The organism is Mycobacterium sp. ST-F2 (assembly GCF_001905655.1).
In the GTDB taxonomy this organism is placed as follows: Bacteria; Actinomycetota; Actinomycetes; order Mycobacteriales; family Mycobacteriaceae; genus Mycobacterium.
On record NZ_JMHT01000054.1, the window covers coordinates 1 to 14937 of the forward strand.

Here is a 14937-nt window from a genome sequence, read left to right on the forward strand (position 1 = left end):
CAGCTCGCACCAACACCCCGCCCGGCGTGTTACTGACCCACGCTCCTAGGAGTGCCCGAGTACCAAGAGCGGGCCGCAGCGGGGCAGCTAGAGACGTTGGCCACGGCGTCGGCTCAGGACCGCCCGCAGAAACGGAACCGATCATTCGGGAGTTTCTGCCATGTCCACCGCCACCACCCCTATTCCGCCGAAGTACGTGCCGATGAATGACGCCGTCCGGTACACGGGCGTCAGTAAATTCACTCTCCGCGACAAGGTCGCCGCTGGCGAGCTGCGCGCCTACAGGGTCACCGACAAGCCCGGCAGCGCATACCTGTTCAAGCTCTCCGACCTTGACGCGATGATGAAGCCGATCGTTCCCGCCGAGATCACGGCAGCCCGATGAACCCCGACGGCATGAACGACGTAACCGCCCCGGTGGACTGGTCCGCCGCTGCGAAGGCCGAAGCCAAGGCCGTGCTGAGCCCAGGTGGTTTAGACCCTGACTATCCCATCGTCGCGGCCACAAGATCGAGCATCGCCGCGCTAGGAATTGTCCAGCTAATCCCTTACACCGGGCGGGGTTTCGAGAGTAAGTGGAAGAACTGGATCGAACCCGTCGCCTGGGTGCTGTGTGCCAACGGCCTGGTACTTCTGATGGTCAACGACTTGGCGGGGCGCCACTTGGTGGTCATTGAGTTATCGGATGAAACGACGGACTTCTGGGGTGTCGATAGCTACTGACCTCACCCGAATGTCCTTGTCCCGGAATGCGAAACGCCGCCCGGTGCTCCATCCGGGCGGCGTCGCTGTCCTCGACCAAGAGAACGAACTAGGAGTAGTCATCAAGATGACCGCCACCGATACTACCGCAACTAGCCGTGATCGACCGGATGTCAACGGGCACAAGTACGGTCACCCGGACTACCAACCGTTCAACACGGTCGTGGCCAACGAGAAGCACGCAGCCGAGCGTGCTGCGGAGGACGAGCGACAAAAGCAGATAGAGCGTTGGGCCACAGTCAATTTCGCTCTGAGTGAGCTGCGAGGCCGCCCTGAACAGTGGGCATGGCTCACCGTGAAGCGTCTCGATAGGGCCGCAGCGGTCGGCGCTGCCGCACATGAGCCCAAGCTGATAGTCGCGGGCGACACCCTGATGAAGGACGGGGCCACCGTCGCAGAGCTGGAGACGCTGACGGCGCTGACCCTTGACGAGATCACCCGTCTGTCGATTGAGGCGGCGGCGGCCCGTATGGCGGCGAACAAGCTGGCGCGGCAGCGTGCCGAAGTCATCGCCGCTGAGTCCGTCGCCGCCGACGTAGTGATACCCGGCCGGATCGACCTGACCACCTACGAACCCCCCGAGGTGGCATGGGCGATAGACAAGGTGCTGGCCCGAACCGGTGTGCTCGGGCTGTTCGCCGAACGCAAGGCCGGTAAGTCCACCGTGGTGCGCGAGCTGGTGCGCGCAGGGGTGGACGGGGTGCCGTTCCTGGGCAAGTTCCCCGTGACGCTGGCCGAGGATGCCGAGGTCGTGCTGTTCGACACGGAGATGCCCGTGGCGACGATCCATCGGCAGTATCAGCAGGCTGGAGTCAAACGGCTTGACCGGCTCAATCTGCGGGCGCTGCGGGGCGCTGAGCGGTCCCTGGACGTGCGCGTGGACGCCATCCGGGAGCGGTGGCGCAGCGAGATTGCCCCCGGCTCGCTGATCATCGTGGACTGTCTTTACAGCCTGTTCGGTGCGCTCGGTGTCTCGGAAAGCTCCGAGGACGTGGTGCCGATCCTGACGGGCCTGCGCACGCTGGCGACTGAGTGTGAGGCGGCGGGCCTGGTCGTCGTGCACCACCTCGGTAAGGACGCCGACCGGGGCGCTCGGGGCCACAGCTCCCTTGAGGGGTTCCCCGATGCCCTCGCGCGCATCGAGATCGACGGCGTGCCGGACGGATCGACGCCGCGCACGTTCAGCGCCTTTGGCCGTGACGTGTCGGTTGAGGCCGGGGTGCTCAAGCTCGATGACGGCGGTCACCTGACGCTCGGTGACAACCCGCGTGCCGAGCGCACCGCCAACCGTCACCAGGCCGAGAACGATGCGGTGTGGGAGCTGATCGACCAGCACCCCGGCCTGTCTCTGCGTGGCCTTGAGAAGGTGCTGGAACACGGCTCCAGCAACCTCTCGCGGCGGAAGCTCAAGGACGCCGTGGAGCGTCTTGAACAGATCAGCCGGGTCATCAACAAGGGCACCAAGGCCGCGCCGGAATGGCACACGCTGACCGGTGTGGACCCGTTTTCGGGCCGCTCCGAACAGGAGAATCCGGCATGAAAATGACCCTCGGTGCGCCAAAAGTGGGGTGGCGCACTGGCGCACCCCCTATGACCTGCGGCGATACGGTTTTCGGGTCGCTGCTCCCTAGTGAGTGCGCCAGGTGCGCCACCGTGCGCCACTCGCCTACTGGCGCACCTATTTGCGCAGCTCAGAGCATAAATTCACTGATCAGTGCGCCACCGTGCGCCAGTTCCGCGCAATGGGTGCGCCAGGTGCGCCACCACCCTATAGGGGTGGCGCGCTGGGCCGCCCAGGTGGCGCACCGGATCACGGCGGGGACCGGAGGCCGAAGGGGAACCCCTCGGGTGAACCGAATCGAGATAGAGCAGCGGCGTGAGAGCAGCGGCGACCCACCGCTACGCAGCCGTGGCGGCGACAGCTCCCAGCTAACTGCAAACCGACCCCCTGCACCCTGGACTGAAAGGATAGAGAATCTATGGAATCGACTGGTGACGCCAACGACCACGCACTGGCGGCGGTGGCGCTCATTGAGGCGTACATCCGTCGCGACAAGGTGGGCGTGGACGCGGTGCTCTCCGAGCGGGCCGACCACACGGCCATCCTGTCGGCGCTGCTGATGCTGATGGAACATGCGCTCACGTTGGGCAGCGGCGGCCGTTCTCAGGTGGTGCTCGACGCCTGGCGGTCCAAGCTGCTGGAGCGGATGACCGACGCCGAGGGGGAGCTGTGACCCTGCGCCCGTGCCTTGAGTGCGGCGAGCCTGCCGACGGCTCCCGGTGCCCCGAGCATGTCCGGCCGTCGTCGCCGAAGGTCTCGGCAGCGGCCCGAGGGTATGACGCCGCCTGGCAGCGTCTGAGCGCCAAAGGCCGTAAGCTGCAGCCGTTCTGCACCGACTGCGGTGCCACCGAGGACTTGCAGCTCGACCATCTGCCCTCGGCATGGGAGCGCAAGGCCAAGGGCAAGCGCATCCGCCTCGGCATCGACGCCGAGGTGGTCTGTGGCCCGTGCAACCGGAGCCGTGGCGCGGCCCGGCCGACGGCCACCCAGCAAACTACCTCGCGATCCCAGCAAACTCGCCCCTCGCGCGACCCCTGGGGGATGACCCCTCCTCGGGGCCGTAAAGACCCGCGCGGTGAGGCTAAGTCTGAGTTACACACCGATTTTCGAGCGTCCGGGCTGCGGCCAGCAAACGGCAACGTCCTGCCAGCAAAGGCGGCGGTGGCATGAGGGCGGGTCCGAAGGGCACGGTAAAGGCTGCGCCCCTTGACTTCTCGGCGTATCCGGCCGGGCGGGCCGAGCGCCGCGAGCGGTTCATCCGTGACTATGTGGTCACCCCGCGCGGCCATGGTGCCGGGGATCCGTTCAAGCTGCGGACGTTCCAGCGCGAGATCATCACCGGGGCGTTCGCGCCGGGTATCCGCACGGCGCTGGTGAGCATCCCCAGGGCAAACGGCAAGACGATGCTGGCGGCGGCCCTCGGCGTGGCCGAGCTGTTCACCGGTCCGCCGTCGGCCGAGGTGCTGGTGGTCGCGTCCGACCAGCGCCAGGCGAACATCACCATGAAGTACGCCAAGCGCATCGTGGAGCTGAACCCGCTGCTGGCCGACCGGGTGCAGGTGTACGCCGACCGGCTGGTGTTGCCGGAGAACGACGCCACCCTGACGCCGCTGCCTGCGGAACCGGGTGCCCTGCACGGGCATGACCCGTCGCTGTTGATCGTGGACGAGCTGCACGTGGTGACCGAGGCCGTGTGGGAGGCGGTGACCTCGGTGTCCGGCAAGCGGCCGGAGTCGCTGACGTTGGCGATCAGCACCCCGGCCAGCTCCCCGGACTCCATCATGTGGCGGCTGGTCGAGCACGGCCGGGCCGGTGACGACCCCGCGTTCTACTTCCGGGAGTTCGCCGCGCCGGACGGCTGCGCGGTGACCGACCGCAAGGCGTGGCGGGTCGGCAATCCGGCCCTTGCGTGTGAGGACCCGTTCCTGTCCGAGGACGGCATCGAGGCGGCGCGCAAGACGATTCGCGAGCCGGTGTTCCGGCAGTTGCGTCTGGGCCAGTGGGTTACCGGTGTCGAGTCGTGGTTGCCGTGGGGTGCCTGGGACGCCTGCGCTGATGGTCGGGACGTGGGGCCGCGTGAGCGTGTCGTCCTGGCGTTCGACGGGTCGGCCTCGGGTGACTCGACCGCGTTGGTCGGGTGCACGCTCGACGGCTACCTGTGGCTTGAGGGCCTGTGGTCGAACCCCGGTGATCCGCGTTGGCGGGTGCCTCGGGCCGAGGTTGATATGGCCGTGCAGATGGCGTTTCAGAAGTTCGACGTCATCGAGCTGGCCGCCGACCCGTGGGGCTGGCGCAGCGAGATCGAGCAGTGGGCGCAGCGTCACGGTGAGCGCCGGGTGCTGGAGTGGAACACCGCCAACGCGCAGCGGATGGCCCCGGCCACTGACCGGCTGTATCAGGCCGTGATCACGAAATCGGTGAGCCACGACGGCGACCCGCAGATGGCCGCGCACGTCGCGCACTGCATCGCCAAACCGACCCCCATGGGCGACCTGGTGAGCAAGGACAAGCGGGGGTCTCCCCGCAAGATCGACGCCGCTGTGGCCGCCATCGTGGCGTTCGACCGGGCGGCGTTCCACATGGCCAAGTCCAACAAGAAACGAGCAAGGAGCTTCGCATGACCCAGACCGAACTGTTGACCAACCTGCTGCAACGGCTCAATGAGCCGCTGGCCCGGTATGCCGATCTGGACCGGTATTACGACGGCAAGCAGCCGTTGGCGTTCCTGTCCCCGGAGGCGAAAACCGCGCTGGGCAACCGGTTTGGCGTCATGGCGTCCAACCTCCCGAGGTTGGCCGTGACGGCGCTGGCCGAGCGGCTGCGGGTGACCGGCTTCACCGGGGAGGCTGCGGCCATCTGGCCCGACTGGCTGCGCAACGACCTGGACCAGCAGGCGGGCGTGGCGCACCGTGAGGCGCTGCTGCTGGGCGATTCCTACGTGATCGTGTGGGCAGACCGGTCCGGTCGTCCCCGTGTCACCGTGGAATCGGCCAAACAGGTTGCCGTGCTTACTGATCCGGGTAGCCGTGAGGTGGTCGCGGCGGTGAAGCGCTGGGAGGACGCGACGGCCAAGACGACCGAGGCCGTGGTGTACCTGCCGGACGAAATCCGCCGCCTGCGTGCTGATCAGCAGGGCGCAGTGGCCAACGGGTTCACGACCATCGAGGTCATCCCGAACCCCCTCGGTGTCGTGCCGGTGGTCAACCTGCGCAACACCGACCGCATCGTCGGTGATTGGGGCGGCAGCGAGATTGACGACCTCAAGCCGCTGGTGGACGCGCTGAATAAGTCCCTGGCCGACATGATGGTGACCAGCGAGTTCGTCGGCCGTCCCCGGCGCTGGGCCACCGGCATCGAGCTGACCGAGGAACCGGTGCTCGATGACGACGGCAACCCCGTCCTGGACGACGACGGCCAGCCGGTGATGCGCGAGGTCAACCCGATTCCCGAGGGCCATCGGGCAATGATCAGCGAGAACGACGCCGCCAAGTTCGGGCAGTTGGCCGCTGCTGACCTGTCCGGGTATGAGGCCAGCGTCCGGGTGATCCTGGGCCAGATCATGGCCGTGTCCACGCTGCCCGCTCACTACGTCGGGGTGTTCTCCGACAACCCGGCCAGCGCCGACGCCCTGCGGGCAGCGGAGGCCAGCCTGACCGCCCGCGCCGAGGCTCGACAGCAGACCCTCGGGCGGGCATGGGAGCAGGTGGCCAAGCTCATGGTCGCGGTCCGTGACGGTCGCGACCCCTCCCAGGTCGAGGCACGGGTCCAGTGGGCCGACGCTGCTACCCGCTCGGTGGCCCAGGAGGCCGACGCCGTGGTGAAGCTGTTCCAGTCGGGTCTGTTGCCCGCGTCCGTCGCGCTGGCCCGGTTGGGGTACTCCGATGACGAGATCGCGGCTATCCGCACCGCCCGCCGGGCCGAGGCGCTGGACGGTGCCGGGCTGACCCTGCTGCGGGGCGGTGGTGCCGCGTGACCGTGGTGGAGGACTACCAGGGCCAGACCGAGGCGCTGGCGGCCGGCACGGCCGCCTCGGTTCTGGGCATCTACACCGCGATGCAGGCGGGCGGCGTGGCCCCGGCCGTCGCGGTGCCTGCGATAGCGGCCGTGATCGCGACGGCGAACGCTGCGGCGACCACGCTGGCCGATCTGGGAGTCGCTGCGCAGATCGAGGCGGCGACCGGTATCCCGCAGCCGCCCAACGGCATTGCACCGCGTGATGACACGGAGCGGCTGACTAAGGCCGTGGAGACGATCATCGGGGAGCCCGCGCCGGAGCCGGTGCCCGAACCCGAGGTTCACCCGGAGCCGGTGCCCGCGCCCGAACCCGAGGTTCGCCGGGAGCCGGCTCCGGGTGAACCCGAGGTTCACCCGGAGCCGGTGCCCGCGCCGGAACCGGAGGCCGCGTCGGAACCGGAGGCCGCGTCGGAACCGGTGGTCGAGGCGGAACCTGACGAGACGGCCAACCGGCTGGAACGGCTGGCCCGGTCGGAACCGCTGGACACGGGTCAGGCCATCACGGTCGAGGTCATCAACCGCATACCGGTGGTGAAGGGCTGGACCCGCAAGCTCGACGCCGACCCGTGCCAGCGCTGCGTCCGCTGGGCCGAGGACGGCCGGGTGTTCCATCCGAAAGCCCACTTCAAGCGCCATTTTGGCTGCAATTGCCAACAGGAAATAGTCACAACAACCGAAGGGAAATCCGCATGACCACTACCGATGAAACCACCGAGGTCGATGAGACGGTGACCGAGGACGCCGCCACCGAGACCACCGAGGGCGACACCGAGGCCAGCCGCAGTTTGGCCGGCCTCGGTGGCGACGGCGGCGACGACGCCGAGACGTTCCCGCGCTCGGTGGTGGAGAAGCTGCGGCAGGAGAACGGGAAGTACCGGCAGCGGGCCGGGCAGGCCGATGCCTATGCCGCGCGGCTGCATACCGAGTTGGTGCGGGCCACCGGCCGACTGGCGGACCCGGCTGACCTGGAGTTCGACGCCGCGCACCTGGACGACGCCGAGGCGCTGACCGGGGCCATCGACGCGCTGCTGACCGACAAGCCGCACCTGGCCAGCCGGACGCCGCGAGGGGACATCGGGCAGGGCCAGCGCGGCCCGGCCTCGGGGTCGTTCTCGTTGCTCGACACCCTGAAATCGCTGGCCTAGTACCCCTCGGGGGTATGCTGATGGGGTCGGTTCCTGGCGGACCGGCCCCATCACTGTCCTGGCGACACGGGTTCGACCCCTCCCCGCTGTTCTGCGCGGGGCATCGACGGGGGCAATCCCGCCCCATCTTCGAAGCTCGCCGGTGCCTCGCGCAGAGCAGCGGAATCCCCTGTGACGCAAGGATTTTCAAGACATGGCCATCGAAGTTACTTCGGGCAATTCCACCCTGATTCAGTCCCAGGTCTCCAGCCTGTTGGTGCAGCCGCTGGAGCAGGCCAGCACGTTCCTGGCCGCTGGCCCGGTCGTGCTCGACTCCAGTTCTCCGGTCCGGGTGCCGCGCATCGTCAACGGCGTGACCGCCGGGTTTGTGGCCGAGGGTGCGCAGATCACCGACGGCGACGTGGCGTTCGATGAGGTGACGCTGCTGCCGTCCACGCTCAAGGGCCTCAAGGTGCTGGTCAAGCTCTCCAATGAGCTGATCCGTACCTCGGTCGTCGGCCTGGAAAGCGTGCTGCGGACCCGTCTGGTCACCGACGTGGCCAACGCCCTGGACGCGGCGCTGTGGGACGGTGCCGGTACGTCGAACACCATCAAGGGCATCCTGCGCCAGACCGGTATTGCGACCGGCACCCTGGACCTGGCCGACCCCGATTCCCTGATCGACGGCCTGGCCGCTGCGCAGGGCAACAAGGTCAGCCCGACCCACTGGGTGATGACCGCCGCGTCGTTCGCCGCGATCCGCAAGATCAAGGTCGGCACCGGGGACGCCCGTTACGTCATCGACCCCAACACCATCCAGAACGGCACGGAGCTGCGGCTGTTCGGCCTGCCGGTGATCATCACCGACAACATCGCCAACACGGGCGCAGCTCCCGGCAAGGCGCGCGTCGGCCTGGTCGATATGTCGAAGGTGGTCGTCGCTCGCGACGTGAACGCCGAGGTCAAGATCCTTGACCAGACCTGGGGCGACTACGACAGCATCGGTATCCGGGTCGTGAGCCGCTGGGACACCGCGCTGTTGCAGGCCAAGGCCGTCACGCTGCTGACCGAGGCCTGATGACAGCCGTTACCGGCCAGCAGGTCGCTGACTTCCTGGGCCAGGGCGACGACACCGTGATCGTCGCCCTGGCCGGGCAGCACGCCGCGATCATCACCGCGCTGGCCCGCAGCTACACCCGAGGCCGTGGGTTCGCCGGTACCGACCCGGCCGAGGACATCGCGGCCGTAATCGTCACGGCGACAGCGCGTTTGGTCGCCAACCCCGAGCAGTTGGCGGCGGACTTCGGCAGTGTGTCCCTGCGCGCCGGGTGGCAAGGGTGGAACCTGGCCGAGCAGATCGTCCTTAACCGGTACCGGGTCAGGGCGCAGTGATGCTGGGCCGCGACAAGATCACGCTGCACCTGCGTGACCGTGAGACGGAAGTCGAGACCACCAAGGTCGTGATGGGCCGCGTCATCACTGAACGACTCGAAGGTCAGACCGAGGAACCGCTCAAGGGTCGGCCGCTGTTCGGAATCAACAAGTACCGCCTATTGCTGCCGCGCTCGCTCGAATACGAACTAGGTGATTCCGTCGTGATCAGTGTGGACTTCGGCGGGCGGACCGGACTCGGTGCCCGGTTTGAGGCACCCGTGACGCCGATCTACGACGCTCGCGGCCGTATTCACCATTACGAGGGCATCGTGAAATCGGGCTGACCTGCACCGTTCTGGCTGCCCTGATCTTGCACGTAATTTGCACGCGACAGGCTAAAACATGCGCTGACCTGGTGCCCCCGGCAGGATTCGAACCTGCGGCCTTCTGCTCCGGAGGCAGACGCTCTATCCCCTGAGCTACGGGGGCGCATGATGCTGGCAGGCCAGCTGCGCCGTTGGGCGAACACAGACTAGCGCATCGGTGACCGACCCCCCGAATCGGCGTCAACCACCGAGCGCGTCGGTGTCGACTACTGGGGGCTTGATCTGTCAACCACCAGATGACACCGATGACAAGCGTGAGCAGCTCAGCCCATAGGATGGACCCCCGTGACCCCCGCCGATCTGGCTGAACTGCTAAAGAACACCGCCGCCGTGGTCCTGGTCGAACACGACCTGGACATCGCCGCGCTGCCCGAAACAGTCGCCATCGAGCGCCCGCGTAACCCCGAGCACGGCGATTACGCCACCAACCTGGCGCTGCAGCTGGGCAAGAAGGTCGGCGTCAACCCCCGTCAGCTGGGCGAATGGCTGGCCGAGGCCCTGATCAACGCCGACGGCATCGCCGACGCCAGCATCGCCGGTCCGGGCTTTGTGAACCTGCGCATCGAGGCGTCCGCGCAGAGCGTCGTCGTCCTCAACGTCCTGGGTAGCGGTGCGAGTTACGGCACATCCGAGGAGCTCAAGGGCCGCCACATCAACCTGGAGTTCGTCTCGGCCAACCCGACCGGGCCCATCCACATCGGCGGCACCCGCTGGGCCGCCGTCGGTGATGCGCTGGGCCGCCTGCTGGCCACGCAGGACGCCACCGTCGTCCGCGAGTACTACTTCAACGACCACGGCGGTCAGATCGACCGGTTCGCCCGCTCGCTGGTCGCGGCCGCCAAGGGCGAGCCGGCGCCGGAGGACGGCTACGGCGGCGACTACATCAAGGACATCGCCGCCGACGTGGTGGCCAAGCGGCCCGACGCGCTGAGCCTGCCCGCCGACGAGTGTCAGGAAGTCTTCCGCGAGCTCGGCGTGGATCTGATGTTCGGTCAGATCAAGCAGTCGCTGCACGACTTCGGCACCGACTTCGACGTCTACACCCACGAAGACTCGATGCACACCTCGGGCCGGGTGCACCAGGCCATCGACAAGCTGCGCGACAACGGCTCCATCTACGAGCAGGACGGCGCAATCTGGTTGCGCACCACCGAGTTCGGTGACGACAAGGACCGCGTCGTCATCAAGAGTGACGGCAACCCGGCATATGTCGCCGGCGACATCGCGTACTACCTGGACAAACGCCAGCGCGGATTCGACCTGTGCATCTACATGCTCGGTGCCGACCACCACGGCTACATCGGCCGGCTGAAGGCCGTCGCGGCCGCGCTGGGCGAGGACCCCGCCACGGTCGAGGTGCTGATCGGTCAGATGGTCAACCTAGTCAAGGACGGTCAGCCGATGCGCATGAGCAAGCGCGCCGGCACCGTGATCACCCTGGAGGACCTGGTCGACGCCATCGGCGTGGACGCGGCGCGTTACGTGCTGATCCGGTCGTCGGTGAACAGCCCCATCGACATCGACCTGGGGCTGTGGGCCAGCGCCTCCAACGAAAACCCGGTCTACTACGTGCAATACGCGCACGCGCGGCTGTCGGCCCTGGCGCGCAACGCCGCCGACCTGGGCCTACAGCCGGACCTCGGGCACCTCGAACTGCTCGACCACGACCGCGAAGCCACCCTGATGCGCACCATCGGCGAGTTCCCGCGGGTGCTCAAAACAGCTGCGGCCCTGCGGGAACCGCACCGCGTGTGCCGCTACCTGGAAGACCTGGCCGGTGATTACCACCGGTTCTACGACTCCTGCCGGGTGCTCCCGATGGGCGACGAAGAGCACAACGACCTGCACCGGGCGCGGCTCGCGCTGTGCGCGGCCACCCGCCAGGTCATCGCCAACGGTCTGCAGATCCTCGGCGTCAGCGCTCCGGAGCGGATGTGAGCGGACAGCCGACCGGCAACGTGGTGCCGGAGATGCCGCGGACGCCCGACGAGGTCAACCTGTTGGCGTCGAATGTCTGGCCGCGCAACCTGGTTCGGGGCGCCGACGGTCAGGTCAGCGTCGCCGGCGTGACGGTCGGTGCGTTGGCCGAGCAGTTCGGCACGCCGCTGTTCGTCATCGACGAGGACGACTTCCGGTCCCGCTGTCGCGAGATCGCCGACGCTTTCGGGGGCGGCGAGCACGTGCACTACGCCGGAAAAGCGTTCCTGTGCGCCGAGATTGCGCGCTGGGTCGCGCAGGAGGGCCTGTGCCTGGACGTGGCCACCGGTGGCGAGTTGGCCGTGGCCCTGCACGCCGAGTTCCCGGCCGACCGAATCACGGTGCACGGCAACAACAAATCGGTCGCTGAACTGACAGCTGCGGTCGCGGCCGGCGTCGGGCACATCGTGCTGGACTCCGAGATCGAGATCGAACGCCTGGAGGCCATCGCCGGCGCGGCCGGTGTGGTTCAGGACGTCCTGGTCCGCGTCACCCCGGGCGTCGAGGCGCACACCCACGAGTTCATCTCCACCGCGCACGAGGACCAGAAGTTCGGGCTCTCGCTCGCCAGTGGCGCCGCGATGGACGCGGTGCGCAAGGTTTTCGCCACCGACAACCTGCGCCTGGTCGGTCTGCACTGCCACGTCGGCTCGCAGATCTTCGACGTGGCCGGTTTCGAGATCGCCGCGCACCGCGTCATCGGCCTGCTGCGCGACGTCGTCGCCGAATTCGGCGTCGAGAAGACCGCGCAGATGTCGGTCATGGATCTCGGTGGCGGACTGGGTATCTCGTACCTGCCGAGCGATGACCCGCCGCCCATGAAGGAACTGGCCGACAAGCTCAAGGCCATCGTGAAGGCCGAGTCGGAGGCCGTCGGGCTGCCCACGCCCAAGCTGGTCGTGGAGCCCGGTCGGGCCATCGCCGGCCCCGGCACCATCACGCTGTACGAGGTCGGCACCGTGAAAGACGTTGCGGTGTCAGCCGACAAGTACCGGCGCTACGTCAGCGTCGACGGCGGCATGAGCGACAACATCCGCCCGTCCCTGTACGACGCGCAGTACGACGCCCGGCTGGTGTCCCGCGCCAGCGAGGCCCCGGCGACACTGGCCCGGATCGTCGGAAAGCATTGCGAGACCGGCGACATCATCGTCCGGGACACGTGGGTGTCCAGTGATGTTGGTCCTGGTGACCTAATCGCGGTCGCCGCCACCGGCGCGTACTGCTACTCGATGTCCAGCCGGTACAACCTGCTGACCCGTCCCGCCGTGGTTGCGGTGAAGGACGGCACTGCACGGCTGATCCTGCGTCGGGAGACCGTAGAAGACCTGTTGAGCCTGGAGGTGAGTGGTCAATGAGTGAAAAGCCGATCGGCGTAGCAGTTCTCGGACTCGGGAACGTCGGGACCGAGGTGGTCCGGATCATCGAGAACAGCGCTGACGACCTGGCCGCTCGCATCGGTGCGCCCCTGGAGCTGCGCGGCGTCGGTGTCCGCAAGGTCGCCAAGGGCCGTGGCGTACCCGTCGAGATGCTCACCGACGACATCGAGGCACTGGTCGCCCGCGACGACGTCGACATCGTCATCGAGCTGATGGGTCCTGTCGAGCCGGCCCGCAAGGCCATCATGGCCGCGCTGGAGCAGGGCAAGTCGGTGGTCACCGCCAACAAGGCGCTGATGGCGCAGTCCACCGGCGAACTGGCACAGGCTGCCGAAAAGGCGCGCGTGGACCTCTATTTCGAGGCGGCCGTGGCCGGCGCGATCCCGGTGATCCGTCCGCTGACGCAGTCGCTCGCCGGTGACGTCGTGTGCCGGGTGGCCGGCATCGTCAACGGCACCACCAACTACATCCTGTCGGCGATGAGCGAGACCGGCGCCGACTACGCCGACGCACTGGCCGAAGCCGGTGTGCTGGGCTACGCCGAGGCCGACCCGACCGCCGACGTCGAGGGCTATGACGCCGCCGCGAAGGCCGCCATCCTGGCGTCCATCGCGTTCCACACCCGGGTCACCGCCGACGACGTCTACCGCGAGGGCATGACGAAGGTCAGTGCCGCCGACTTCGAGTCCGCGAAGGCGCTGGGCTGCACCATCAAGCTGCTCGCCATCTGCGAGCGCCTGACCACAGGTAAAGGCAAGCAACGGGTTTCGGCCCGTGTCTACCCTGCGCTGGTACCGCTGGACCACCCGCTGGCGTCGGTCAACGGCGCGTTCAACGCGGTCTTCGTGGAGGCCGAGGCCGCCGGCGAGCTGATGTTCTACGGCCGCGGCGCCGGCGGTGCCCCGACCGCGTCGGCCGTGATGGGTGACGTCGTCATGGCCGCGCGCAACCGCGTGCAGGGTGGCCGCGGTCCGCGGGAATCCAAGTACGCCAAGCTGCCCATCGCCTCGATCGGCGCGATCGAGACCCGCTATTACGTGAGCATGAACGTGGCGGACAAGCCGGGTGTGTTGTCTTCTGTCGCAGCCGAATTCGGCAAGCGTGAGGTCAGCATCGCCGAGGTCCGTCAGGAGGGCATGGAGGACGAGTCCGGCCAGCGCAGCGGCGCTCGCATCGTCGTCGTCACCCACCGGGCGACCGACGAAGCCCTGTCGGAAACCGTTGCGGCCCTGGCCGATCACGAAGCAGTGCAGAGCATCAACAGCGTGCTGCGCATGGAAGGAACGAATCGATGAGCGTGCACAAGCCGTGGCCCGGCCTGATCGAGGCCTACCGGGATCGTCTGCCCGGCACCGAGAACTGGACGCCGGTCACCCTGCTCGAGGGTGGCACCCCGCTGATCCACGCCAAGCGGCTGAGCGAACAGACCGGCTGCACAGTGCATTTGAAGGTCGAGGGGCTCAACCCGACCGGTTCGTTCAAGGACCGCGGCATGACCATGGCCGTCAGCGACGCTGTGGCCAAGGGCCAGAAGGCTGTGCTGTGCGCGTCCACCGGCAACACCTCGGCATCGGCGGCCGCTTACGCTGCGCGCGCGGGCATCACCTGCGCGGTCCTGATCCCGCAGGGCAAGATCGCCATGGGCAAGCTGGCGCAGGCGGTCATGCACGGCGCCAAGATCATTCAGGTCGACGGCAACTTCGACGACTGTCTGGAGCTGGCCCGCAAGCTGACCGCCGACTACCCGACCATTGCTCTGGTCAACTCGGTCAACCCGGTCCGCATCGAGGGCCAGAAGACCGCGGCGTTCGAGATCGTCGATGCCCTCGGCACCGCGCCTGACGTGCACTCGCTGCCCGTCGGCAACGCCGGCAACATCACCGCCTACTGGCGCGGCTACCGCGAATACCACCGTGACGGCGTGTCCGACCGCCTGCCTCGCATGCTCGGCACGCAGGCTGCCGGCGCGGCGCCGCTGGTGCTCGGCGAGCCCGTCAAGAACCCGGAGACCATCGCCACGGCCATCCGAATCGGTTCTCCGGCTTCGTGGGACGGCGCTGTCGCGGCCAAGGAGCAGTCGGACGGGCGCTTCCTCGCTGCCACCGACGAAGAGATCCTCGCCGCGTACCACCTGGTCGCCAAGGCCGAGGGCGTCTTCGTCGAGCCGGCGTCGGCCGCCAGCATCGCGGGCCTGCTCAAGTCGATCGAGGACGGCTGGGTCAAGCCCGGCTCGACCGTGGTCTGCACCGTCACCGGCAACGGCCTCAAGGACCCCGACAACGCCCTCAAGGGCATGCCCGAGGTCAAGGCCATCCCTGTCGACCCGACCGCCGTGGTCGAAAAGCTCGGACTGGTCTGACGCC

General features: G+C 67.7%; 15 protein-coding genes and 1 tRNA gene. 15 read left to right on the top strand and 1 reads right to left on the bottom strand.

All coding sequences use genetic code 11. The annotated features are described in order from the left end of the window. Positions 1-160 precede the first annotated feature (160 nt). The 11 genes from EB75_RS19170 (at position 161) to EB75_RS19220 (ending at position 9179) form a co-directional block, all read left to right on the top strand. Positions 161-385 (top strand): excisionase family DNA-binding protein, encoded by a 225-nt coding sequence (locus EB75_RS19170; protein ID WP_073696909.1) that lies wholly within the window; start codon positions 161-163, stop codon positions 383-385. 11 nt (positions 386-396) lie between these two features. After that, a complete protein-coding gene (locus EB75_RS19175; RefSeq protein WP_142239708.1) occupies positions 397-723 on the top strand; it encodes a hypothetical protein in 327 nt (108 codons plus the stop codon). A 202-nt stretch (positions 724-925) separates the two neighbouring features. Beyond that, positions 926-2302, top strand: a complete 1377-nt coding sequence (locus tag EB75_RS19180) for an AAA family ATPase (protein ID WP_168176074.1) — start codon at positions 926-928, stop codon at positions 2300-2302. Between the two features lie 439 nt (positions 2303-2741). After that, complete coding sequence (locus EB75_RS19185; protein ID WP_073696912.1) at positions 2742-2996, top strand: hypothetical protein; 255 nt, start codon at positions 2742-2744, stop codon at positions 2994-2996. Positions 2997-3489: 493 nt separating this feature from the next. After that, complete coding sequence (locus EB75_RS19190; protein WP_073696913.1) at positions 3490-4944, top strand: terminase large subunit domain-containing protein; 1455 nt, start codon at positions 3490-3492, stop codon at positions 4942-4944. After that, a complete protein-coding gene (locus tag EB75_RS19195) occupies positions 4941-6296 on the top strand; it encodes a phage portal protein (protein WP_073696914.1) in 1356 nt (451 codons plus the stop codon). The genes EB75_RS19190 and EB75_RS19195 overlap by 4 nt, the downstream gene beginning before the upstream one ends. Further along, a complete protein-coding gene (locus tag EB75_RS19200) occupies positions 6293-7030 on the top strand; it encodes a hypothetical protein (protein ID WP_073696915.1) in 738 nt (245 codons plus the stop codon). The genes EB75_RS19195 and EB75_RS19200 overlap by 4 nt, the downstream gene beginning before the upstream one ends. After that, positions 7027-7482, top strand: coding sequence for a hypothetical protein (locus EB75_RS19205; RefSeq protein WP_073696916.1), 456 nt, complete (start codon positions 7027-7029; stop codon positions 7480-7482). Before EB75_RS19200 ends, EB75_RS19205 begins: the two co-directional genes overlap by 4 nt. A gap of 193 nt (positions 7483-7675) precedes the next feature. Further along, positions 7676-8539: a phage major capsid protein gene (locus EB75_RS19210; RefSeq protein ID WP_073696917.1), complete on the top strand. Its 864-nt coding sequence runs from the start codon at positions 7676-7678 to the stop codon at positions 8537-8539. Beyond that, on the top strand, positions 8539-8853 hold the full coding sequence (locus EB75_RS19215) for a hypothetical protein (protein ID WP_073696918.1): 315 nt from the start codon (positions 8539-8541) through the stop codon (positions 8851-8853). The genes EB75_RS19210 and EB75_RS19215 overlap by 1 nt, the downstream gene beginning before the upstream one ends. Beyond that, the gene (locus EB75_RS19220) at positions 8853-9179 is read left to right on the top strand and encodes a hypothetical protein (RefSeq protein ID WP_073696919.1); all 327 of its coding nucleotides are present in this window, start codon (positions 8853-8855) and stop codon (positions 9177-9179) included. Before EB75_RS19215 ends, EB75_RS19220 begins: the two co-directional genes overlap by 1 nt. A 69-nt stretch (positions 9180-9248) precedes the next feature. Here the strand turns inward: EB75_RS19220 and EB75_RS19225 are convergent. Beyond that, a tRNA-Arg gene (locus EB75_RS19225) sits at positions 9249-9324 on the bottom strand. Positions 9325-9506: 182 nt separating this feature from the next. On the opposite strand from EB75_RS19225, the gene argS reads away from it, so the two are divergent. The 4 genes from argS to thrC are packed head-to-tail and all read left to right on the top strand — an operon-like array spanning position 9507 to position 14933. Next, the gene (gene argS / locus EB75_RS19230; protein ID WP_073696920.1) at positions 9507-11159 is read left to right on the top strand and encodes an arginine--tRNA ligase; all 1653 of its coding nucleotides are present in this window, start codon (positions 9507-9509) and stop codon (positions 11157-11159) included. Positions 11160-11191: 32 nt separating this feature from the next. Then, a complete protein-coding gene (gene lysA, locus EB75_RS19235; protein ID WP_168176075.1) occupies positions 11192-12553 on the top strand; it encodes a diaminopimelate decarboxylase in 1362 nt (453 codons plus the stop codon). Further along, entirely contained in the window at positions 12550-13869 is a 1320-nt protein-coding gene (locus tag EB75_RS19240; protein ID WP_073696922.1) for a homoserine dehydrogenase, read from the top strand. The genes lysA and EB75_RS19240 overlap by 4 nt, the downstream gene beginning before the upstream one ends. Beyond that, entirely contained in the window at positions 13866-14933 is a 1068-nt protein-coding gene (thrC, locus tag EB75_RS19245; protein WP_073696923.1) for a threonine synthase, read from the top strand. Before EB75_RS19240 ends, thrC begins: the two co-directional genes overlap by 4 nt. Positions 14934-14937 lie beyond the last annotated feature (4 nt).